At 37.2% G+C, this 21,300-nt stretch carries 21 protein-coding genes; 3 read left to right on the top strand and 18 right to left on the bottom strand.

The window, feature by feature from the left end; all coding sequences use genetic code 11:
* Positions 1–18 precede the first annotated feature (18 nt).
* From ACQ2HE_RS14035 to nusG, 18 genes are all read right to left on the bottom strand, one after another.
* Positions 19–786 carry an FkbM family methyltransferase gene (locus ACQ2HE_RS14035; RefSeq protein ID WP_430895819.1) on the bottom strand — a complete coding sequence of 256 codons (768 nt, stop codon included), beginning with the start codon at positions 784–786 and terminating at the stop codon, positions 19–21.
* 60 nt (positions 787–846) lie between these two features.
* On the bottom strand, positions 847–1,725 hold the full coding sequence (locus ACQ2HE_RS14030; RefSeq protein WP_430895820.1) for a glycosyltransferase: 879 nt from the start codon (positions 1,723–1,725) through the stop codon (positions 847–849).
* Positions 1,726–1,737: 12 nt separating this feature from the next.
* Positions 1,738–2,589, bottom strand: coding sequence for a glycosyltransferase family 2 protein (locus ACQ2HE_RS14025; RefSeq protein WP_430895821.1), 852 nt, complete (start codon positions 2,587–2,589; stop codon positions 1,738–1,740).
* A gap of 7 nt (positions 2,590–2,596) precedes the next feature.
* A complete protein-coding gene (locus ACQ2HE_RS14020) occupies positions 2,597–3,463 on the bottom strand; it encodes a glycosyltransferase family 2 protein (RefSeq protein ID WP_430895822.1) in 867 nt (288 codons plus the stop codon).
* Between the two features lie 4 nt (positions 3,464–3,467).
* Positions 3,468–3,998: a GNAT family N-acetyltransferase gene (locus ACQ2HE_RS14015; RefSeq protein ID WP_430895823.1), complete on the bottom strand. Its 531-nt coding sequence runs from the start codon at positions 3,996–3,998 to the stop codon at positions 3,468–3,470.
* A 4-nt stretch (positions 3,999–4,002) separates the two neighbouring features.
* Positions 4,003–4,779, bottom strand: coding sequence for a phytanoyl-CoA dioxygenase family protein (locus ACQ2HE_RS14010; RefSeq protein WP_430895824.1), 777 nt, complete (start codon positions 4,777–4,779; stop codon positions 4,003–4,005).
* A 77-nt stretch (positions 4,780–4,856) separates the two neighbouring features.
* Positions 4,857–5,627 carry a WbqC family protein gene (locus ACQ2HE_RS14005; RefSeq protein WP_430895825.1) on the bottom strand — a complete coding sequence of 257 codons (771 nt, stop codon included), beginning with the start codon at positions 5,625–5,627 and terminating at the stop codon, positions 4,857–4,859.
* A gap of 95 nt (positions 5,628–5,722) precedes the next feature.
* Positions 5,723–6,244, bottom strand: a complete 522-nt coding sequence (locus tag ACQ2HE_RS14000; RefSeq protein ID WP_430895826.1) for a GNAT family N-acetyltransferase — start codon at positions 6,242–6,244, stop codon at positions 5,723–5,725.
* A 10-nt stretch (positions 6,245–6,254) separates the two neighbouring features.
* Positions 6,255–7,088 (bottom strand): glycosyltransferase family 2 protein, encoded by an 834-nt coding sequence (locus ACQ2HE_RS13995; RefSeq protein WP_430895827.1) that lies wholly within the window; start codon positions 7,086–7,088, stop codon positions 6,255–6,257.
* A gap of 3 nt (positions 7,089–7,091) precedes the next feature.
* A complete protein-coding gene (locus ACQ2HE_RS13990) occupies positions 7,092–8,054 on the bottom strand; it encodes a hypothetical protein (RefSeq protein WP_430895828.1) in 963 nt (320 codons plus the stop codon).
* The gene (locus ACQ2HE_RS13985; RefSeq protein WP_430902460.1) at positions 8,051–8,857 is read right to left on the bottom strand and encodes a WbqC family protein; all 807 of its coding nucleotides are present in this window, start codon (positions 8,855–8,857) and stop codon (positions 8,051–8,053) included. The genes ACQ2HE_RS13990 and ACQ2HE_RS13985 overlap by 4 nt, the downstream gene beginning before the upstream one ends.
* 16 nt (positions 8,858–8,873) lie before the next feature.
* The gene (locus ACQ2HE_RS13980; RefSeq protein ID WP_430895830.1) at positions 8,874–9,953 is read right to left on the bottom strand and encodes a DegT/DnrJ/EryC1/StrS family aminotransferase; all 1,080 of its coding nucleotides are present in this window, start codon (positions 9,951–9,953) and stop codon (positions 8,874–8,876) included.
* 32 nt (positions 9,954–9,985) lie between these two features.
* A complete protein-coding gene (locus ACQ2HE_RS13975) occupies positions 9,986–11,788 on the bottom strand; it encodes an ABC transporter ATP-binding protein (protein ID WP_430895831.1) in 1,803 nt (600 codons plus the stop codon).
* A gap of 54 nt (positions 11,789–11,842) precedes the next feature.
* Positions 11,843–14,164, bottom strand: coding sequence for an exopolysaccharide transport family protein (locus tag ACQ2HE_RS13970; RefSeq protein WP_430895832.1), 2,322 nt, complete (start codon positions 14,162–14,164; stop codon positions 11,843–11,845).
* Between the two features lie 21 nt (positions 14,165–14,185).
* Positions 14,186–14,968 carry a polysaccharide biosynthesis/export family protein gene (locus tag ACQ2HE_RS13965; RefSeq protein WP_430895833.1) on the bottom strand — a complete coding sequence of 261 codons (783 nt, stop codon included), beginning with the start codon at positions 14,966–14,968 and terminating at the stop codon, positions 14,186–14,188.
* A gap of 18 nt (positions 14,969–14,986) precedes the next feature.
* Entirely contained in the window at positions 14,987–15,988 is a 1,002-nt protein-coding gene (locus tag ACQ2HE_RS13960) for an SDR family oxidoreductase (RefSeq protein ID WP_430895834.1), read from the bottom strand.
* Positions 15,989–16,000: 12 nt separating this feature from the next.
* Complete coding sequence (locus ACQ2HE_RS13955) at positions 16,001–17,287, bottom strand: nucleotide sugar dehydrogenase (RefSeq protein ID WP_430895835.1); 1,287 nt, start codon at positions 17,285–17,287, stop codon at positions 16,001–16,003.
* 45 nt (positions 17,288–17,332) lie between these two features.
* Positions 17,333–17,827, bottom strand: coding sequence for a transcription termination/antitermination protein NusG (nusG, locus tag ACQ2HE_RS13950; protein WP_430895836.1), 495 nt, complete (start codon positions 17,825–17,827; stop codon positions 17,333–17,335).
* 713 nt (positions 17,828–18,540) lie between these two features.
* Between nusG and ACQ2HE_RS13945 the strand changes: the two genes are divergently transcribed.
* The 3 genes from ACQ2HE_RS13945 to ACQ2HE_RS13935 are packed head-to-tail and all read left to right on the top strand — an operon-like array spanning position 18,541 to position 21,284.
* Positions 18,541–19,803: a dihydroorotase gene (locus tag ACQ2HE_RS13945; protein WP_430895837.1), complete on the top strand. Its 1,263-nt coding sequence runs from the start codon at positions 18,541–18,543 to the stop codon at positions 19,801–19,803.
* 6 nt (positions 19,804–19,809) lie between these two features.
* A complete protein-coding gene (locus ACQ2HE_RS13940; RefSeq protein ID WP_430895838.1) occupies positions 19,810–20,331 on the top strand; it encodes a DUF4199 domain-containing protein in 522 nt (173 codons plus the stop codon).
* Positions 20,332–20,342: 11 nt separating this feature from the next.
* Positions 20,343–21,284 carry a glycosyltransferase family 2 protein gene (locus ACQ2HE_RS13935; protein ID WP_430895840.1) on the top strand — a complete coding sequence of 314 codons (942 nt, stop codon included), beginning with the start codon at positions 20,343–20,345 and terminating at the stop codon, positions 21,282–21,284.
* The last annotated feature ends 16 nt before the right edge of the window (positions 21,285–21,300 follow it).

Below are 21,300 nucleotides of genomic sequence, written 5' to 3'. Positions count from 1 at the left end.
TAACCTGAGTGAATTAACTTATGAGTGTATAAGATTGATGACCACACTTTCCCCTTTATAAGAGAAATTATAGTGATAATTAGAAAGTGCTTTGAAAAAAACTTCAGCACATCCTGGCTTAACCCAATCGTGAAGTTCAATTATAATGCAACCGGTTTTTGAAAGCCATTCAGTGTAATTGTCTTTGAACAATGAAACTTCTGCACCCTCAATATCTATTTTGAGAATATCGATAAAATCGATTGAATACTCTCGCATAATTGTTGGAATGGTTGTAGTCGAAATACGTTGGATGGTATGCTCAGAACCTTCAACAGTCATGTATCCGTAATTACCCATTCCTTCATCAGCAATATTCAGAACAGTTTCTGAATTCCATATAGCTCTATTGAGACATATAATATTTTCGAACTGTTGTGTATTTTTCAGGAGTTGTTTGAAATTCTCGGATTCGGGTTCCACTGCAATAATTCGTGCATTCGGAAAACGCATCTTAAAATATTCGACCGATAATCCAATGTTGGAGCCGAGATCAATTATGTTTTTAACACTGCTTTTTTCAGGTAATTCTCGAATCGCGTACTGTTCATTGATGAAAATTTGTCGAAACACCATGAAATCACTAGAACGTTTTCTAATGTAAACATGTCGACCTTTCCATTCAACATCAATTTCTTCAGCTGAACCTGTGAAAGAAAACAATATAAAGAGGGTTTTTAATATCCCCGCTTTGTATATTAGTTTAAGGTTACTGATGGTTCGTTTACGGAATTTTGCGCCAAACATGGCTAAACTTCACGAAAAATCAGAACACCTTAAAATATCCTTAATAAATTAACAATAGAATTACATTCTGTTTTTCATGTCAAACTCCAATGTACCGGGATCCAATGTTCTACCACCAATTCCTCTGATCCCATGCCAAATTCCTTTCAAGCGGTACCGAACTCTTTTGAAGCGGTCTGGAGCAAATAGTGCTGCTGCTGTTAACAACTTGATCTGCATCCAGATATAAGCAAGTAAATTTGGAATTGAAAAATATTTCCGGATGATCAACATATGATTTCGTGCAGAATAATATCCTCTCCAAAGGGTGGCACGAGTAAAACTACCATGGCCACCCAAGTACAAGCGGTTGTCTGCCCCATTTTTCAATACGCCAATCTTGAATCCATTCTGACGAAGCCGCAAACTGTATTCATGATCATCACACATCATAAAAAAGCGTTCATCTACCACTCCCGATTTTTCAATAGCCTCAGTTTTGATCAATGAACCGTCTATTAAAGAATAATCTACTTGAGTAAGTGGTGCATCATCCGATACCATAATTTTTCTGCCAAACTTTATATGAGCACCATGAAGACCGATCATTGCAAAATCAGTTTTATGCATGTTATCGAGTAGCTCGTTTAATGCATTTTTCTCATAGAAAGTATCATCATCAAGAATCCAGAAATAGTCGAATTTACCATTCTTAATTCCTTCTTTCATAGCAGCTGCAATAGCGCCAGCTGATCCAACATTCGAAGGCAAATACATTGGATGAACAATTGCATGTCCCTCGAGTGTTCTTAAATAATCAATTGTGCCATCTGTACTATTGTTGTCAACAATAATTATTCGTTCCGGAACTTTGTTTTGATCCAGAATGTGTTGTAAGGCAGTTTTCAAAGTATCAATTCTGTTATATGTTACAATAACAGCACAAACAGTATCAGACATGTTGGGTATTGTTTAAGATATAGCGTAACGAACAACGCGTAAATAGTTAATAAATCTAAATGGATTGTGCTGTATTGCTTTTAGCAACAACCCAACTGCTTCTTTCTTCAATCTAAGTTTATGACTAGAAAATGCAATTGCAGCATAAATATTTGAGATTTCCTTTTTGTCGTACTGATAAAGAAAGTCGTAATGCTTTTTTAAGAACTTCATCCCTCCTTCTCTTCGGCGATTCCAATTCGTTCGAATTCTTTCACCTAAGTGAACATTGATCTGCATCAGGTAGCCAGGCACCACTTTATAATGCAAATTCACCTTTCTTAAATGCGCTAATATTCGGTAACCCAAATCGGTTTGTATATTAGAATTCAAACTAATATCATATCCACCCACTGCATCAAAAACCTCCTTTCGAATAAAGAAAGAACCACAAGTAAATTTTAGTTTAATTGACTCTCCAAATAAATGGAATACATTCATTCCCTCTTCAATTGTTGAACCATCACTGAACTTACGGATTGCACCAACGCTTAAAACGCCTAGTTCTGGCGTTATTTCCTTTACTACAGTTTCTAGCCAATTCGGATAAGCTTCATCATCCGAATCCAAAAATACAATGAACTCACCTTTTGCTCTGGCTACTCCATAATTCAAACTATCAGCTTGTCCGCTATTGTGCTTTTTATGATAGCTTATTCTCTTATCGGAAAGAAAATGTTGAATAGCTTCTTCGGTATTATCAGTTGAACCATCATCAACCAAAACAAGTTCCCAGTCAGTATAAGACTGCGCTAATACACTTTTAATGGTCGCTTGTACCAATTCGGCTCTGTTATATGTGGGTGTAATTACAGTAATCATCATTTTTTGATTAAGTAAGAATAATTTTAAGAGCATTGATAATCTGCCCTTTCTTAATAAACTGTTTTGTATAAGTTGATTTGCGTTTCTTGATTTCAATGGTAAGTTCCCGCTTCTGAAGCTCAGAAAAGCAACTTGCACTTCTCATTAACTTTCGATTTTCGATTGTCTGAATAAATCGGTCCACTTGCGATTTTGAAGAATAGGTTCCACCACCGTGAACTCTATATGCGGAACCTACAAAACCCAAATCAGCAGCATTGCCATATCCGCTAAGAATCGCAAAAATAAATGCATCACCACTTTTGGTAACCAACATTTCTGGAGGAATACTTGCAAAATGATTTCTGCATACTACAGATAATGTGGGTATGAAAATGTGGAATACATCTTTCCAATTGTGCACCGTAATCGCCTCACTGCGAACGCCGGTCTCAATTAATTTACCATCATCATCTACAGAATCACTTCTGTGAAAGCAAAACGAAGTTTCTGGATGAGCCTCCAAATAGTCTACTTGCTTTTGTAATTTTTGGTGATCAGTCCAATAATCATCACCATCCAAAATCGCTAAATATTTTCCTCTTGCTTTACCAAATACAAATTCAAAATTATTCCGTGCTGCACCAACATTCCTGTCATGATATATTGGGACTATCGTTTCCGGATAATGTTGCTCAAACTCTTGAATGATGGCCCTCGTAGCATCTTTAGAGCAATCTTCACCAATTATTATTTCAAAAGGAAAGTTGGTTTGCTGTGCTAAAGCAGAATCAAGACATTGACGAATGTACTTTTCGTGATTATAAGTAACAATACAAACAGAAAGCAGTGGAATTGACTCCTCTGCTGCACCATTATTAAGGCTAGTGGACATAATTTTAAGAATTTTTGGAGAAGTACTCTTTCGCCAAAATAGACATAAACATAAGATTACAGTAGGCGCCATTTTTGTACAACGCCTCTCTTTGTATACCTTCCGCTACAAAACCCAATGATTGATAGAGATGAATAGCGCGGGAATTAGTATCCAATACAGTAAGCCAAATTCTGTTTAAATTCAGATCTTGAAACCCATGGCGGAGTGCTTCTTTTGTTGCAAATCTTCCGGCCCCTTTACTCCAATAGTCTTTATTGCCAATTACAATTGAAAATTCGGCAGATTTGTTAATGGGATGTATGGAGGTTAACTGAACATTTCCAATAAAGAGATCTGAATCTTGACAAATAATTGAAAAACGCTTTGCACTAGCCCTATTGGCTACATAGTTTTCATACCATGCTTCATCTAGGTCATTCGCAATATAGATGAAATTATTGCCCAATAGTTCAATTATAGAACGATCATTGCGCCAAGTATTAATTTGCCCAATGTCACGCTTTTCAATTTCCCTTAAATAGTAGCTATTCATATAATTAACCTTGGCCTGGTTTGTAAAATCTTTTAGCAGGTGGTTGGTACCATTCGCTTAGGTTCGAAGGTACGCGTGAATTATACCCAAGTACTTGCCTAACATCTTCTGCGAATTCCTCTCCTCTATCGTAACCTAAAGCACGTGGATAATCCAACTGTTGCTTCATGAAAGGTCTGGAATAAGTCAATGTTAGGGCTCTTCTAATTTTTTCAGTAGTGTTTTTTCCGGCTGCATGCCAAACCAGAGAGTCAAAAAGTATGATATCTCCGGCTTTTCCTACAGCTCTTTCAGATTTTGCGTAAAAATCTTCATCTGTAGGGCGCTCATCTTTTTTATTTGACCCGGACAAGAAATAGGTGGCTCCATTCTCCAGTGTAAAGTCATCTAACATTACCAACATGTTTATCATCATGGGTAAGGTATAGAATGTTCTAATATCTCTATGAATATTACATACATAAGAGGCTTTGTGAGGTAGATTAATAACACCTCCAAATCCGTTTACAATATAAGGAATACCGAAAAAGGTTTTCATATAGTCATGCAATGGGAGCTTTTTGATAAACTCCAAAAAAACCTCATGTTGACCTAGTAAATGGTGAACTGTTCCATCGGTGTTAACGTCAACTCCATTCTGAACTTGAACATTACGGCAATTTTGATAGGCAATGTCCATTCCTTCATTCAATGCGTCAACAAATTCGCTACTTAGAACACCTTTGAAATGAACCCAACCACGGTCTTTGATTTCATCATGAAATTCTTCTTGTGTAAGCATACTAAAATTAATTTAGGTTTAGGGTAGAATTATTAATATAAAAATGTGGGGAAAATGTGTCAACTAACGAGGTTCAATTAAAGCACTTCATATGATTGTAAATGAACTTGAACTTGCTGGGGCGAATTATTCATCAACACATCAATTATTGACATATGTGATATAAATTCACTTACATCAACTTGAGTATATGGTATAGGTCGATAATTATGAAATTTCAAGTCAATTCCATCTGCTTTGAATTCATCAACACTGTACAAGCACTGCCCACCAATGGGATTAATATAGTAGTCAGCATTTGCTGCCTTTGCAAGGCTCCTTACTTTTGCTGAACCTTTTAAGTTGTGATCTACATCAAATTTTGAAGATACTTTAATGGGAATGTTTATTCCTAAGAACGCTGTTACTTTTTGCACAGAATGCAGTGTGAATTCAAAAAGGTTCTTATTATCATACATGAAAACTTCTTCCATTAAGGGATACACATTCTTGAACTCTGGTGCTTTTCGATAACCTGAATGGATTTGGGCTAGAATTTTTTTCCTTTCTTTCTCGAATTCTGGAGAAATGATTTTTTGAACTACATCTAAATAATCAGATGATTTTTCTAGAGGTATACTGAACAATTGTGTTTTCCCGTTCAAAACAAATTGATTTCTATTGATCCAGCCCTTTTTTGTATACTCAATATTATCATAAATAATAAATTCATCTGCTGCCTTAAACAACTGAAAGTATCCGATATACGGAAGAAAATAGGGTTGCATTATGGCAAGCTTTTTCACGGCTACTTCTTTTTCTGAAATTTCGTTTTTTGCTACTCGAGCATTAATTTCTGTAGCTATCATGGGGTACAATTGAATCTAATTACAAATTATTCATAAATCTCTAAAAAAACAATTCTACAAATCAAATGGTTATCAACATTCTACGCAATATATTTTTATTTAAAATCAGGGAATTGCTCATAGAATGACTCTTTAGTCATTCTAAAAACCACTAAATCGAATCCCGTTTCTTGATGAAACTCTTCGTGTGTTTTTTCAAATCCCATGTCTAAAGTAAGTTTAATTGCACCAAGGTTCTTCACATTAACTTTGGTTATGATCTGTTTAACAGACGTGTTTTTAAACATAGAATCTAAAACCAATTTAGCCGCATCTTTCGCTCTTCCGCCACCCCAATAGGCCATCTCTCCTATTACAGTGTGTATTTCACCTTCATCTTCTGTTATGTTGTTAATGAACATGTACCCGATGTACTGATCGTTTTCAACTAAACAAATTGAGAATCGAAATTCATTATTTTGTTCAAGCTTCTTCTCGAGCCATGCCTTTTCGACTTCATAGGTGATTTCTTTGTCCGTTTTGAATGCTGTGTATTTCCATAATCTGGGAATGTTTCTCCATTTGTAAGACACTTTTGCATCTTCAATTACTGTTGGACGAATGTACACTGTTGACATAAGATTAGGTTTATAGGGTTAACAAGCTTGGAATTTCACTGAGTTTGAACTCTTTCAATAGAAGTAGAAATCCCTTTTTCTTGCGAGTGAAAATATCACGTTTAATCTCGTTTTTAATGCGCTTGTCGAAAAACTCTGATTTTAGCATCGTTCTTCTTGTTTCAATTGCTTGCTGCAATTGTTTGTATTTAGACAAACTATTGAAAACCCCACCTGAATGCTTTCTATAGGAAGCTCCCATGAACCCTAAATCCGCGCCGGGCCCAAATTTCGCTAACATTGCAAATAGAAATGCATCAGCGCTCTTTACACTATATATTTCCTCGGGAATTCTGGTAAAGTTATGTTTGAATACTACCGAAAGCGTAGGAATAAACGTATGAATCACTTCCTCCGGACTATATACTTTTACTCCATCAAAAGTGTCTTGAGCTTCCAGCTTTTCATTTTTTTCATTCACTGCATCAATTCTGTGGAAGCAAAAAGAAAACTCTGGATGAGCTTCTAAAAAATCAACCTGCTTTTGAAGCTTGTCAGCATTCGTCCAAAAATCGTCCCCCTCACAAACGGCAACATACTTCCCTCTTATCTTATTAAAACAATGTTCGTAACCATTTCGTGCGCCACCTACATTCTTGTTATGAAAGATAGGTACAAATAAATCAGGATACTTGTCAACATACTCTTCAATAATAGACCTTGTTCCATCTTTAGAACAATCTTCTCCAATAATAATTTCAATTGGAAAATTGACCTTTTGTTGTAGTATTCCATCAAGACAGTTCCTGATAAATGGTTCGTGATTGTATGTAATTACACATACAGAAACTAAAGGAGCGTTCATAGGTTAAGTGTTGATTAATTCCAAAACAACAGAACAAATATGTTCGATGTCAGCGGCATTGTATCTGTGGTCAATTGGAATGGGTATAAGATATGTTGAAATTTCCTTCTCAAAACTAAATTGATCAGTTTGTGGGCGTTCAAAAAGGTCTCCCCAGAGCGTTGATATAAATATGTTCCGCTGGAAAAAGCGCTTTTTATCTACCAATACGCTCGGGAAAAAAGGATAATACAGGCCGGCATTTATCGCAGACGTATCAAATCGATTCGAATTTCCTAAGATAGAATGCGCTACTTGAAAGTTGCTGAGTCTTTTTGCTGCCAAAGCATCTTGGTCAATGTGTTGCAAGTGATAACGACTGAAAGAACTCATATCTTCAATCCGATGATCCAACAACATTTCATTGGCGTTGTAGTCCTGATATCCGGCTGGTGCGTTGTATAATATACGTTTGTATAAATGCTCTACCTTGTACTCTGAATTTATTTTTGTTGGTTGGCTTAGTTTATATGAATGAGGCATATAAAGATAACTTCCGTCGGGCACACCAAAGAACTTCCTACATGAATTGAAATGCCAATATTCAGTTTGTTTCTTGAAAAAATAGGCTTGGGTATTATCAATAATTAATTGATCTTTAAATTCATTCCCTAGCTTTGAAATATACTCTTCCTTCATTCCAAAGAAGTTCACATAAATCAGGTACTCGCCTGCTGCTAATTTGGGCAACTCCTTGAGTTCTAGATTCTGATCTATTTCGAGAAATTCATAGGGAATTGCCTTATCCCACACAGGATCTAATACTCGAATGCAGCAATAATAAGGCAAGTAGATCTTTTTTACCTCTACTGATTCTAAAATATAATTCAACGAAGCCCTACCACATTTGGTTCTAATTCCACTATGATATTCGGAACATTGATTTCCTACTGATTCCAGTTCTATGTATCCACCGTATTCCCTCATATCACTTCGTATTTAGAAATCAATTCTTTTGAACCTTTACTTCCATTGAACATTAAAACATCAATTATTGAAAGATTCGCTTCAAACGTATTTGAAAACTGCTTGTAAACTTGCGTTATAGGCTTAATATATTTTAACTCAATTCCGGCATTTTTGAAATACTCATTTTCGTAAATACTCATGCCACCTGGAGGGTTCAAATACTCTGTAGCACTTACTGCTTTCGAAATAGTTATAGCCCAATCTTCCACACGTTTTACAGATGAATAATCGATATTCAAAGACGAAGTAAATTCAATTTTAAAAGGGATATCAAGGTATTTACACACCGTTTCAAAGCAAATAGCGTTCAATTCCGCAATAGTTTCTTTCTTGGAATACACTACGAACTCAACAAGCTCACTAACTTCTTTGTAGTATGGTGCTTTCGTGTACGCCTTTAGTTTATTTAGAATTTCTTTTTGCCAAAGCAATTCATTCGCTATATAGATATTCTTGATTATTTCTTTACTACTGTGCTTTTGAATGGGCACAGTAATATAATCAACAGTATTCAACTGTGTAATGATCCGATTTCGGTTAATCCATCCCTTCTTGATGTACTGTACTTCATCACATAAAAGAAAACGATCTGCCGCAAGAATAAGGTTAAATTGCCCTATATATGGAAAAAAATANGTAATGATCCGATTTCGGTTAATCCATCCCTTCTTGATGTACTGTACTTCATCACATAAAAGAAAACGATCTGCCGCAAGAATAAGGTTAAATTGCCCTATATATGGAAAAAAATAGGGCTGCATAATTGCAACTTTCATACTAGTAATTCAATGCTCGCAATATGATTCGAAGGATAAAATTGGTCTCTTCCTTACTTAGCACATGATACATCGGCAAACACAAAACGCGAGAAGCTATATCTTCACTTATCGGACATTTGTTACCTGAAAGTATTCTAATAGTATTGAGTGATGGATGAAAATACCTTCTAGGAACAATCAAGTTCATCATACAATAATTCTCTACTTTTTTTAGAATTTCTTCCGACTCGAAAATTGCAGGGAAATAGGAATAATTGTAGGTAGTATTCTTTTCTATTTTTTGAAACTTGATATTTTTGTCTTGAAGATGCTCTAAATAATACTCGTAGGTATCTTTCCTTCTGTTCAGAATATCTTCTATGTATTTTAGGTTTGCAAGGCCCATCGCAGCATGAAATTCAGAATTCTTTCCGTTGATTCCCACTGTAGCGAAATTCTCCGGCCCATCAAACCCGAAATTTCTAACATATGCCATTTCCTTTAACAACTCTGCATTGACAGTAAATACACCGCCACCTTCAATTGTATGAAATAATTTCGTTGCATGGAAGCTGGTTGTACTTATGTCTCCGAAATTAAAAAGCGATTGCCCTTTGTATTTCACACCGAAGCTGTGTGCCGCGTCATAAATTACTTTTAAGTTGTATTCTTTTGCAATTTCAGTAATTGCTTCTATATCACATGGATTACCAAAAACATGGGTAGCTAAAATACCAGTTGTCTTAGGCGTAATTGCGGCTCTAATTTTTTCTGGATCAATATTGAAAGTATCGGGATCAATGTCTACAAACACCGGTGTACAACGCTCCCACATCAAACTACTTGTTGTTGCAATAAACGAAAACGGAGTCGTGATCACTTCACCTTCCAAGCGTAGGGCTCGTATGGCCATCTGAAGTGCAATCGTACCATTATTAACAAACAAGAAATGGGGAGTTTGCAAATAATTCTTTACTCTGATTTCTAATTCGTTCACCAACGGGCCATTATTCGTTAGCCAATGCCTCGTCCAAATATCCTTTACGAATGCTTCGTATTCTTCAACTGGTGGCAAAAAAGGTTTCGTTACTGGAATCATGACAATTTTATTATAGGGTAATGCTGGAATATTTAATGAAAACCTTGGAGACTTACCATTTTCTTGAACCTAGGTGACTTATCTATCATTTCTTCGAAAGTACCTGAAGCTGATATTTTTCCTTTTTCAAGTAAAAATATGGTGTCGGCAGTCTTAATGGTAGACAGTCGATGTGCAATTAAAATCATAGTGAAACTTCCATACAATTTCTCAATATTCTCTTGAATTGATTTCTCAGTTTCAGAGTCAAGTGCTGATGTTGCCTCATCAAAAACAATGATGCTGGTATTTTTATAAAGTTCCCGGGCAATCGAGATTCGTTGTCTCTGGCCCCCTGAAATCAATATTCCATTATCGCCAAGTTTCGTTTCTTCGTGTTCAGGCTGGTTATTGATAAAGTCTTCTAACAAAGCAATCTTCACCACCTCTTTGAAACGTTCGATATTCTCAGGTGTTTTTTCCGCCCAGAATGTGATATTATTATAAATGGAGTCGCTAAAAATAACTGACTCTTGAGAAATATAGCCGATAGTACTTCTATAAGAATTGAGATCGTACTGATCCATAGCTGTTCCGTCGATATAAATAGTTCCCGACTCAGGCTTGATCAATCCAACAATCATATTCGCCATAGTCGTCTTTCCAGAGCCACTTTCTCCCACCAATGCAACTGTTTTTCTTCGTGGAATTTGAATGCTGATATTGTCTATTACGGTCTTGTCTCCGTATTTAAAAGTAACATTGCTAACAGTGATGCCTTTTTCTAAGTTGGTAAATTGCGTTTGCCCATTTTCTTCTTTCAATGATGCCATTTCATCAAGTAAAGTGGCAACTGCATTCATTCCGCCAATATTCTCAATATATCCTTGCCAATGATTTTGAATCATAACCAGGAAACTAAGAGCTCGGTAAAATAATAATAAACTCAATATAATAGCACCCAAACTAGCGCCCATGAACCTGATCTGAACAAAAATTACAATTGTAACAATCGTTACAATCATAGGCTCTTTTACAGCTGTGGTAATTGCATTCATATTACCAATCTTCCTGTTTAAAAACTCAGTCTCCGTAATAACTTTCTTCAACTTCTTTGCATACGGCGCGAATGTATTCGTCGACTTCAAGTATTTAAAGTAGTTTGTTGATTGGCCAAGAAAACTATTAAAGTCACTTCCTTTGCTCGACAAAGCAATCGATGCCTTCTTAGTAACTTTGTAGATTCTTCTGTATATCAAATTCGATAATCCGGCACCAACGCCAACTAAAATTGCGAATTGGTAGTTCGCTAAGAATGCAAGCAACATGTAAGTAGCTAACATCACAAATGCTTGCGATGCATCAAAGTAAAACTTCATTGTCTGAAACAGTCTTTGTACATCTACTGTCAACGTATTTTGAATTCTACCTGATTCAATCTTCAAAAACGAGTTATACGAAATGCCATTTAAATTATCAATTAGCTGAGTTCGAACCTTTTTAATAAAATACTGTCTGAGCGCTGCATAATAACTCAATTGAAAGAATCTCATAATCCCCTTTGCAATAAACAAGATCATCAAGCTCCCTAAAACAGTATTTAGTGTAAGCTCAAATCCCATAGACCTAATGAAGTCAACAAGATAATGTAGCTCACCCATTGATGAGGTATCAGCAGCACCTGTGTTGCCAGCATCTGAAACACTTTGCAACAGAGGTATGAACATTGCCAAACCCAAGCCGTCAAGAAAACTTATCAAAATTGTAAGCATGAAAAAGAAGATCATTCTTTTCCCTACAATTCGATAGTAGAACTTGAAATAGCCAATAAAATTATTCTTGTATTGATACTGCACAGTCGAGTTTTGTTAAAACACAACAGAACTGGTTTTCAGTTCTGTTGTATCTAGTTAAAATATTGATGCTATTCTTAAAAATCCTTTCTTTTTCTTAATCTTCGCCTTCTGCCCATACCCGTATCCATAGGCGTTTCTGTATCCATCTCCGGCTTTAATACCATTGATTACCAATACAGGATTTGGCAACTTTTTGTCTTTATACAATTGATTGATCAACGTAAGAGACGATTTATTGGAGTACTTATGTCGTACAATGTAGAAAGTGCTATCTACATATTTCGACATCGTTAGCGAATCCGATACCGCTTCAATTGGTGGGGTGTCTAAGATAATATAGTCAAAATTGGCTCTCAGATACTCAAACATTGTTGGCATCTTGTTGCTTAAGATTATTTCACCCGGATTTGGTGTTAAAGGAGTTCCTGCACTGATAAAATATAAGTTGGGATACCCTTCTACCGGATTTACAATCTCTTCAATTGAAACTTCACCCGACAAATAATTGTGTATTCCAACTTTATCTTCAAGATTAACTTTATCGCTCAACGTCGGGTTTCTCAAGTCAAACTCAAGTAGCACGATTTTCTTGCCGGAAATAGCAATGCTGTTTCCCAAATTCAGACTCACAAAACTCTTTCCTTCACCACTAATACTCGAGGTAACCATTACCACTTTATTAGCAAGTTGTTTACTTAAATAGAAGAAATTAGTTCTTAATGTTCTGAATTGTTCTGCAACAGCGCTTACATTATCTTCAGTAATAACAATATTCTCTTTATTCTTTGGCAAATATGAAATCTCGCCCGCTACCGGCATTGCTGTAGACTTGTAAATGTCTTCAAAACTGTCAATTTTCCTATTTGAAATGAACGCAATTACAATGATTAACAAGGGTAGCAAAATAGCAGCACCTAATGCCCCTGCATAAATGAACAGAGGTCTTGGTTCTCGCATATTGCTAAATTTCCAATCTACTATTCTTGAACCACCAAATCCGGAAGATGCAAATTCAATATTCTTATCTTCTTTTCTCTGAAGCAAGAATACATAAAGTGTTTGTTTTACATTCAGTAGGCGGTTTACTTCGATGTAATTCTTTTCTTTCTCTGGCAATGTAACAAAGCGAGAGTTCGTAGAACGTTCTCTTTCGGCTAGATAGGAATTGCTAGTACCTAACTCCTCTCTCAAGCTATTGATACGATTTTCTATAGAACGCTTTAAATCTTCAATTTTTGTATTTATTGGAGGCAAACGAAGATCTTGAGCCGCACCATAAGCTAGTACAGAAGCTCTTTCGGTGAGTTTCCCGTTGTAGGCAGAAACCAGCCCAAGTAGTTCACCATCTTGCACACCTGCTACTTGTATCTTTTCATCCGGACGATTACGAATGTAGTTCTCAATATTTGACAGAAGTGTCTCTTTATACTTATTGTCATTCTTTTGCTTGTCAATATCCGTTAAGCTGGTCAGTAATTGATCAGCTGAGGCTGACACGTTATTGATTTTATTACTTGCTTTGAAATCACGCACGGTATTTTCCTGAGTCTCTAATTCACGAGCAACGGCATTTAATCGATTGTCGAGAAATGCCATTTCACTTTTTAAGCTTTTCGTTTTGAAGTCTTGGTTTGCACCATCGTATTTATCGATGAGAACTTCAATAATCATTTTTGCTCTTGAAGTTATTTCGTCTTTCAACGTTAATTGCAACATTCCACTTCCACCTTTAGGAACAGGCCCTACAGTGAATCGACCGAGAATCTCAGCAGCTTTTTCCTTCTTCGATTTCAATTGGAAGGTGTATGCTTGGCCAATTGCAGCAGAATCGCTTAATTGGAACAAAACAGAGTCGCCATTAATAACGAAGGGCTTGTCGTATATCCCGGAAATTTTCTTATTGGAACTCACCAATTCAAATCCGGACTTATTCAAACGCAAATCGAAAACTTCACTTGATTGATGAACATTGGTTCTTTTGGTAGTAATTACAAAGGGAAGCGAGTCTACCTGCATGGGTTGATTCTTTACTTTACCTTTGGCTGATACCTCAATGTCTAATCGAAGTGAATCCACTACTTGCTCAAATAAAGCTGTAGATTGAAGTTTAAAGACTTCTCCATTCATGTCGGGCAAGTTGTTCGCTTGCTGCCCTGAAGAAGAGAAAGGCGATCCACCAATTAAACTCTGACCTTCATTGGGTGGTTGTATTTGCAAGTAGGAAACTACTTGGAAAAGTGGCACCGAGTATTTAAGGTATAAATAGGCGCCTCCTACCAATACCGGAATGGTAAACAAAAACCAGAAATAATTGCTTAGAATCCTTCTAAACAATCTTGAAATGTCAAATCCGGTACTCAATTCTTTTTCTTCCATAGCTTTAAAATATACGGGTTATTATCTTGTTAACGCGAGTCCAAGTGAAACACCTGATACTACAATAGTGAAAATGGTTGTATAGATTGTGAGATCTTCTTTGAACACAGAAGCTTTTCTCAACTTCACATATATTACATCATTGGGTTTCAGTAAATAGATATCCGGATTGGTCAATACTTCTTTACTTCTCAAGTCAATAGTTCTAACAGTTCTCTTTCCATTGTATTCACGGAAGAGCTTTATGTCATAACGCATCGCGGTAGAAGGAAGGTCGCCTGCTGCAGCCAATGCGTGGAGAATGGTGTTTTTCGAGATGGGCAGGTTTACTGTTCCCGGAGATCTTACTTCTCCCATCATCGTCACTTTAAATGTCGTAAACTTTACTTCGATCAATAATTTCTTAACATTAATAAAAGGAGAAAGTGCGTTCGATATCTTTTTCTTAAGCTCGGCTGTTGTAGAGCCGGAAGCTGGAATACTTCCAATACCAGACATTTCAATTCTTCCATCAGGATTTACTTTATACACTGATACGCCACCAGTAGAAGGGTTGGCAGGCAACTTAAGAAAAGGGCCGATAACCCCTGTGTCGGGCGTACTCAGAAAAATTTCAATTTCATCACCGGCTTCAATAATTCGCTCCTCTTGTTGCAGAATAGGTAATGTATCTAGTGTAGTCTCCGGTAAATCTGTGAAATAATGAAGTTTTTTCACATTGGTACAAGAACTAAAAGCAACTGTTAAACCGAAAATTCCTAGAATTAAGACAAACAAGTTGTTTCTCCACAGTTTAATGTTCATATGATCAATTTGTATGGGTTATTTGGCAATAGGTGATTGAGCTTGTTGTTGATACCATTGAACCGTAACTTCAAGACCTTGACGCATCTTAACAGCAGGTTGATATCCAATTAAATTATTGGCTTTACTGATATCGGCTAGGCTATGCTTAACATCGCCTTTGCGTTCTTCACGGTATTGAGGAGGCTTCGAAACACCAAGGATCTCACTAATATAACCCCATAGTTGATTCAAGTTATTAGATTCACCAACCGCAATATTACACACCTCGTGTTTAGTGATTTCAGAATTTATTAACGATTTGATATTAGCCTGAACAGCATTTTCAACAAATGTAAAATCTCGGCTTGTTAAACCATCACCATTAATAAAGGGGGCCTCATTTTTCAATGCCGACTCTACAAATAACGGTATAACTGCCGCATAAGGGCCTCTAGGATTCTGCCTTGGGCCAAACACATTGAAATAGCGCAGCCCAATGGTATGGAAGTCGTAAGTCTTTGAATATACATTCGCATACAACTCATTTACATACTTTGTTACCGCATAAGGCGAAAGAGGATTCCCAATCCTGTCTTCAAATTTGGGCAAGCCGGGATGATCACCATAGGTGCTAGAACTGGCAGCATATACCATTCGCTTTACACCTGCATCTCGCGCCGCTGTAAGCATGTTCAAGAAACCACTTACGTTCACATCATTACTTGTAATTGGATCGGCAATTGAACGAGGAACAGAACCAAGGGCAGCCTGATGTGAAACATAATCCATTCCCTCAACCGCTTTCTGACAAGTAGCAAAGTCACGAATATCACCTTCCATCAATTCAAAATTCGGAAGTGACATGTAAGTTTTTATATTATCGAGCGAGCCGGTAGCGAAATTATCCAGCACTCTAACTTTACCTGCGCCATACCGAATCAAGTATTCAACGATGTTTGATCCAATGAATCCGGCACCACCGGTAACCAAAAAGCTAGAATTACTAATGTCTTTATTGTGAAACTGTGTAGTATACATATTGTGTACGGTTTATAAACGAGCGTCAACGATTTCTTTTTCCATGATCGATTTCACATCGAACACAACGCTGTGTGCCTTTCTATGATGTTTCACCATTGCTGAATTAAATTCTTTGTGCGCTACTGTTACAACAATTGCATCGTAAGCTGCACCGTCATCCAATTTTTGAATGGTGCGAATTCCATATTCATGCTCAACTTCGTCTGGGTTAGCCCAAGGGTCTACAATATCCAAACTGAGGTTGTATTCTTTTAGTGCAGAAATAATGTCGATCACCTTTGTATTACGAACATCCGGACAATTCTCTTTAAAAGTAAAGCCCATGATCAGAATCTTACTATTCGTTACCTGAATTCCCTTTTTAATCATCAATTTCACTACCTCGCTTGCAACATAGGCTCCCATTCCATCATTTAAACGTCGACCTGCCAAAATGATCTCCGGGTGATAGCCTACTTCCATAGCTTTCTGGGCTAGGTAATATGGATCTACACCAATACAGTGACCACCAACTAAGCCTGGTTTAAATGGAAGGAAGTTCCATTTAGTACCTGCCGCAGCCAATACTTCGTTTGTATCAATATTCAATGCGTTGAATATTTTAGCCAATTCATTAATAAAAGCAATGTTGATATCGCGCTGGGCATTCTCAATTACTTTTGCTGCTTCCGCTACTTTAATAGTAGTTGCCAAATGTGTTCCGGCAACGATAATGCTTGAGTAAACATCGTTTACTTCTTTTCCAATTTCTGGAGTAGAACCGGATGTAACTTTCTTGATTTTAGTAACAGTATGTTCTTTGTCTCCTGGGTTAATGCGCTCAGGTGAATATCCTGCAAAGAAATCTTTGTTGAATTTGAGACCCGATACACGTTCCAATACAGGAACGCACTCATCTTCCGTTACACCGGGGTAAACAGTACTTTCATATACTACAATATCACCCGCTTTCAACACTTTACCTACAGTCTCGCTCGCTTTGTATAATGGAGTTAAATCAGGTTTGTTATGTTTGTCAACCGGTGTAGGAACTGTAACTATAAAGAAGTTAGCCGTTTTCAATTCATCTAATTGATCAGTTACAAAGAAACCATTGTTGTCGTCATTAGAAGCTTTGTTTACTTCTAACAATTGTCTGTCTTCAACTTCCAATGTAACATCCTTACCTTCTCTCAATTCGCCAATTCTACGTTTGTTGATATCAAACCCAATAGTTGGATACTTTTTAGCAAATTCAATTGCAAGAGGTAAGCCTACATAGCCAAGTCCAATGACTGCGATTTTATACTTTTTCATAATTAATCGAGTGGTTTCTTAAGGTTTCGTTTAAGGTGATAAAATTTATGCTGTTGCTAATTTTTCTAATTGTTGTTTTTCAATTTCAGCTACCAATGTGAATCCAAGTGTTGGTAACAATATCTTTACAGTGTTTTTCTTGATCTGGATAACTTTTCCGGTTTTGTCGTTAAACGGTCCGCTTTTGATTCTAACTGTATCCGCTATCTCAAAATCAATTTGTTGAACCGATATATCTTTGTATGCTTCAACAAACGTTTTAATCTGTATAATCTCCTCTTCGGTTAAAACTGCGGCTCTCCCTTCAAACTGAACCAATTTCAACACGCCATCGGTGCTAAAGAGCTCATTACGCTGCTTTTGATCAATTCGAACAAATACATAGGATTTGAATAATGGATCGTAGATGATTTTCTTTCGGTCGCTCCATTGACGAACCTTTTTCTGCATTGGGCAGTAATTCTCAATGCCCTTAATGTCTAATAGTTTCGACACCTTTTTTTCCCAACAAGGTCTGGTATAAACAACATTCCAGTTCATAGCTTTCTGTTTGATTTCCCTAACACCGCAGAGCTTCGCTACTCCCTGTCACATCAAGTGCCAGAGTTTCCCGATCAACGATATAAAGGGGGCCACTATTAAAACACGGATTTTCACCGTTTAGTATAGTAGGCACATAATTTACCTAGTAACAGCTACTTATTCTGTTAGCACTTAACCAAAAACTATTGTACTATGGGTTCTTAACAGGATTTGTGGAACAGGGTAATTGAAGTTTGTTAGCACATTTAACTATAGATAGTAACCAATAGGAACGTAAAGTTACTATCCATTTCCCGAAAGTGCAAGCCCCCCATTTTAAATTTTGGAGAATAGTTTACACCCTACAGTTTTTTCTGTTTCAACGCTTTAACAAGAACAATTCCGGTAATACAATTAAAAACACCTAGTAGTATTCCTATAGTAGTAACGGAATAATAGCGGCCCCTAGTATCTAGGAAACCTTTAATCTCTTGAAAACAAAGAATTTAAACTTAATATTTCGCTCGATTTAGTGCGATGTGAATAATAAATAGAATCTCTTATTTTGATCGTTCCGTGAAAACCAATACAGAACTATGTTTCACGGGAAAAAAATTCGTAAGTCATTAATTCTAATACAATAGTAATGATTTTATCCACATTTCCACATTCGAATTTGCTCCAATTTTATTGAAGAACAAAACGTACCTTCGCTCAATTCCTTTTTTGCAATGAACAGGCTTATAAAACAGGCACTTATTAATGATCCTCAATCACCATTTAATGGTAAAACGGTTGACATTCTGATCCAAAATGGGGTAATTCATGAAATTGGCGATTCCATCTCCGCAGAAAACTGCGAAGTACTAGATTTTGCCCAAGCAACTGTAAGCCCCGGATGGGTTGACATCTTTGCCCATTTAGCCGACCCAGGGCTCGAACACAAAGAAACCATCGCTACCGGATTAAAGGCCGCCGCGGCAGGTGGGTACACTGGTGTAATGTGCATCCCAAACACAAATCCGGTAATTGACAATAAAACACAAATTGAATACTTACTGCATCAGTCCTCCAGTGCGGTTTCTACTATTTTTCCGATCGGGGCGGTCTCTAAAAAGGCAGCCGGCCAAGATTTAGCGGAAATGCATGACATGAAAAACAGTGGCGCAGTAGCTTTTAGTGATGGAACCCACCCTATTCAGTCGTCCGGAATCCTCGTAAAAGCGCTCCAATATGTAAAGGCTTTCGATGGAGTGATCATCCAAATTCCCGATGATACCAGCTTGGGAGGCCACGGACAAATGCACGAGGGATTGGTTTCCACACAATTGGGAATGCCCGGAAAGCCAATGTTAGCGGAAGAATTGATAGTGGCCCGTGACATTAAATTGGCCAGATACGCAGAGTCTAAGATCCATTTTACAGGTGTTACCTCTCCTAAATCTTTGGAATACATCCGCAGAGCGAAAGAAAGCGGTGCTCAAGTAACCTGTTCTGTAACGCCCCATCACCTCTTTTTTACGGATAAAGACCTGTGGGAATATGATAGTAACCTTAAAGTGTACCCCCCATTAAGAACTGAAAAAGAAGTATCAGCTTTAAAAGCTGCTGTTCTTGATGGTACGGTTGATAGCTTCGCAACCCATCACTTACCACATGAAATCGATAGTAAAATGGTGGAGTTCGAATATGCCGGGTTTGGAATTATTGGTTTACAAACCAGTTATTCCGTACTTCAAACAGTACTGGAGGATTTGCCGAACTCGAAATGGACTGAACTACTGAGCATTAATCCGAGGAAGATCTTTGGATTGCCGGCTGCATCCATAACTATAGGAGCAAAAGCAGACTTAACAATATATAAATCAAACGATTACCAAAATTTTACTTCGGCAGCTATTCATTCGAAATCGAAAAACACACCGTTTTTGAATCGAAACTTAAAGGGTAAAGTATTGGGAATCATTAACGGTTCAAAACTTCACCTAAACTAACGAATCATGTCAGAAAACAAAGTTACCAGCTCCGTTTTAGCAGGCTTTTTTATCGGCCTTATTTTGATCGTTTTTGCCTTAATTACCTATTTCACTGGTTTATATACCGAAAGTTGGAATCAATGGGTAGGTGTCTTGTTACTCGGCGGTGGAATCATTTTTGCCATAATTAATAACAGTAAAGAAAGAGATCATAAAGTAACTTTTGGAAACTTATTCGCGTTCGGTTTCAAAACTGTAGCTATAATCACCTTAATGATGATTGCCTACACGCTTCTGTTCAACGCATTGTTTCCGGATGTTAAAGAAAAAATCATTGAAATCGCAAGAGAAAATGCATTGAAAAACCCAGGCCAAGCCACAGAACAACAAATTGAACAAAGTATGGAGATGTTCAGCAAGAACTATACAGTGTTTGTGATCATCCTGATTCTCTTCTGGTATTTAGTGGGGGGGCTTGTGGCTTCTCTTCTTGGTGCGGCTATCGCCAAAAAAGACGGCGCTGAAACGCCTTTTGAAAACACTTGATTTTGATAATTATGGATATATCGGTAATTGTTCCCGTTTTTAATGAAGAAGAATCACTGCCAGAATTGGCAGATTGGATCGATCGTGTGTTGAAAGCAGAAAATTTGTCCTACGAAGTAATCATGATCGATGATGGCAGTACCGACGATTCCTGGGAGGTGATCGAAAAACTCTCAGCAAAATACGCTGAAGTTAAAGGAATCAAATTCCAACGCAATTATGGGAAGTCGGCAGCCTTGAATGAAGGATTCAAAGCCTGCATTGGAGAAGTAGTGGTAACTATGGACGCCGACCTACAAGACAGTCCGGATGAAATCCCCGGGTTGAGAAGCATGCTCCTAGATAACAAACTCGATCTAGTTAGTGGTTGGAAGAAAAGAAGACACGACCCCCTTGAAAAGCGCATTCCCTCTAAGTTTTTTAACTGGGTAACTTCAAAAATTTCAAAAATTCCGTTGCACGATTTCAACTGCGGATTAAAAATCTATAGATCAAAGGTTGTAAAGAGCATTGAGGTATATGGTGAGATGCACCGTTACATTCCATTGATTGCTAAATGGTCGGGGTTCAGAAAAATTGAAGAGAAAGTAGTTGAACACAAAGCTCGTAAGTACGGCTATTCGAAATTTGGATGGGAACGATACATCAATGGATTTTTAGATCTAGGCACCATCACCTTTCTCGGAAAATTCGGTAAGAAACCCATGCAGTTCTTTGGTTTTTGGGGAACCTTGTTTTTCCTGATTGGCTTTGGGATTTTCGCATATCTAACAATATCCAAATTTTTGTTTGACGCTACCGGATTAACCCAACGACCCTTATTTTTCTTTGCTATCATGATCATGATCATAGGCTCACAATGGTTTCTTGCAGGTTTTATTGGTGAATTGGTGGCGCGAAATGCATCAGGCAGAAACCAGTACTTAGTTGAAAAGAAATGTAATTTGTCCTAATAAAATTCAGTCCAGT

Origin of the sequence: Endoryza foliicola, assembly GCF_050589245.1 — a bacterium.
Taxonomy (GTDB): Bacteria; Bacteroidota; Bacteroidia; order Chitinophagales; family Chitinophagaceae; genus Endoryza; species Endoryza foliicola.
The sequence above is the reverse complement of the archived record's forward strand: the minus strand, read 5'-3'. Positions and strand labels throughout refer to the sequence as shown.

Excerpts from the sequence above, each read along its gene's own strand:
- ACQ2HE_RS14035 (WP_430895819.1), bottom strand. The coding sequence starts at position 786 with ATGTTTGGCGCAAAATTCCGTAAACGAACCATCAGTAACCTTAAACTA.
- ACQ2HE_RS14030 (WP_430895820.1), bottom strand. The coding sequence starts at position 1,725 with ATGTCTGATACTGTTTGTGCTGTTATTGTAACATATAACAGAATTGAT.
- ACQ2HE_RS14025 (WP_430895821.1), bottom strand. The coding sequence starts at position 2,589 with ATGATGATTACTGTAATTACACCCACATATAACAGAGCCGAATTGGTA.
- ACQ2HE_RS14020 (WP_430895822.1), bottom strand. The coding sequence starts at position 3,463 with ATGTCCACTAGCCTTAATAATGGTGCAGCAGAGGAGTCAATTCCACTG.
- ACQ2HE_RS14015 (WP_430895823.1), bottom strand. The coding sequence starts at position 3,998 with ATGAATAGCTACTATTTAAGGGAAATTGAAAAGCGTGACATTGGGCAA.
- ACQ2HE_RS14010 (WP_430895824.1), bottom strand. The coding sequence starts at position 4,779 with ATGCTTACACAAGAAGAATTTCATGATGAAATCAAAGACCGTGGTTGG.
- ACQ2HE_RS14005 (WP_430895825.1), bottom strand. The coding sequence starts at position 5,627 with ATGATAGCTACAGAAATTAATGCTCGAGTAGCAAAAAACGAAATTTCA.
- ACQ2HE_RS14000 (WP_430895826.1), bottom strand. The coding sequence starts at position 6,244 with ATGTCAACAGTGTACATTCGTCCAACAGTAATTGAAGATGCAAAAGTG.
- ACQ2HE_RS13995 (WP_430895827.1), bottom strand. The coding sequence starts at position 7,088 with ATGAACGCTCCTTTAGTTTCTGTATGTGTAATTACATACAATCACGAA.
- ACQ2HE_RS13990 (WP_430895828.1), bottom strand. The coding sequence starts at position 8,054 with ATGAGGGAATACGGTGGATACATAGAACTGGAATCAGTAGGAAATCAA.
- ACQ2HE_RS13980 (WP_430895830.1), bottom strand. The coding sequence starts at position 9,953 with ATGATTCCAGTAACGAAACCTTTTTTGCCACCAGTTGAAGAATACGAA.
- ACQ2HE_RS13970 (WP_430895832.1), bottom strand. The coding sequence starts at position 14,164 with ATGGAAGAAAAAGAATTGAGTACCGGATTTGACATTTCAAGATTGTTT.
- ACQ2HE_RS13965 (WP_430895833.1), bottom strand. The coding sequence starts at position 14,968 with ATGAACATTAAACTGTGGAGAAACAACTTGTTTGTCTTAATTCTAGGA.
- ACQ2HE_RS13960 (WP_430895834.1), bottom strand. The coding sequence starts at position 15,988 with ATGTATACTACACAGTTTCACAATAAAGACATTAGTAATTCTAGCTTT.
- ACQ2HE_RS13955 (WP_430895835.1), bottom strand. The coding sequence starts at position 17,287 with ATGAAAAAGTATAAAATCGCAGTCATTGGACTTGGCTATGTAGGCTTA.
- nusG (WP_430895836.1), bottom strand. The coding sequence starts at position 17,827 with ATGAACTGGAATGTTGTTTATACCAGACCTTGTTGGGAAAAAAAGGTG.
- ACQ2HE_RS13945 (WP_430895837.1), top strand. The coding sequence starts at position 18,541 with ATGAACAGGCTTATAAAACAGGCACTTATTAATGATCCTCAATCACCA.
- ACQ2HE_RS13940 (WP_430895838.1), top strand. The coding sequence starts at position 19,810 with ATGTCAGAAAACAAAGTTACCAGCTCCGTTTTAGCAGGCTTTTTTATC.
- ACQ2HE_RS13935 (WP_430895840.1), top strand. The coding sequence starts at position 20,343 with ATGGATATATCGGTAATTGTTCCCGTTTTTAATGAAGAAGAATCACTG.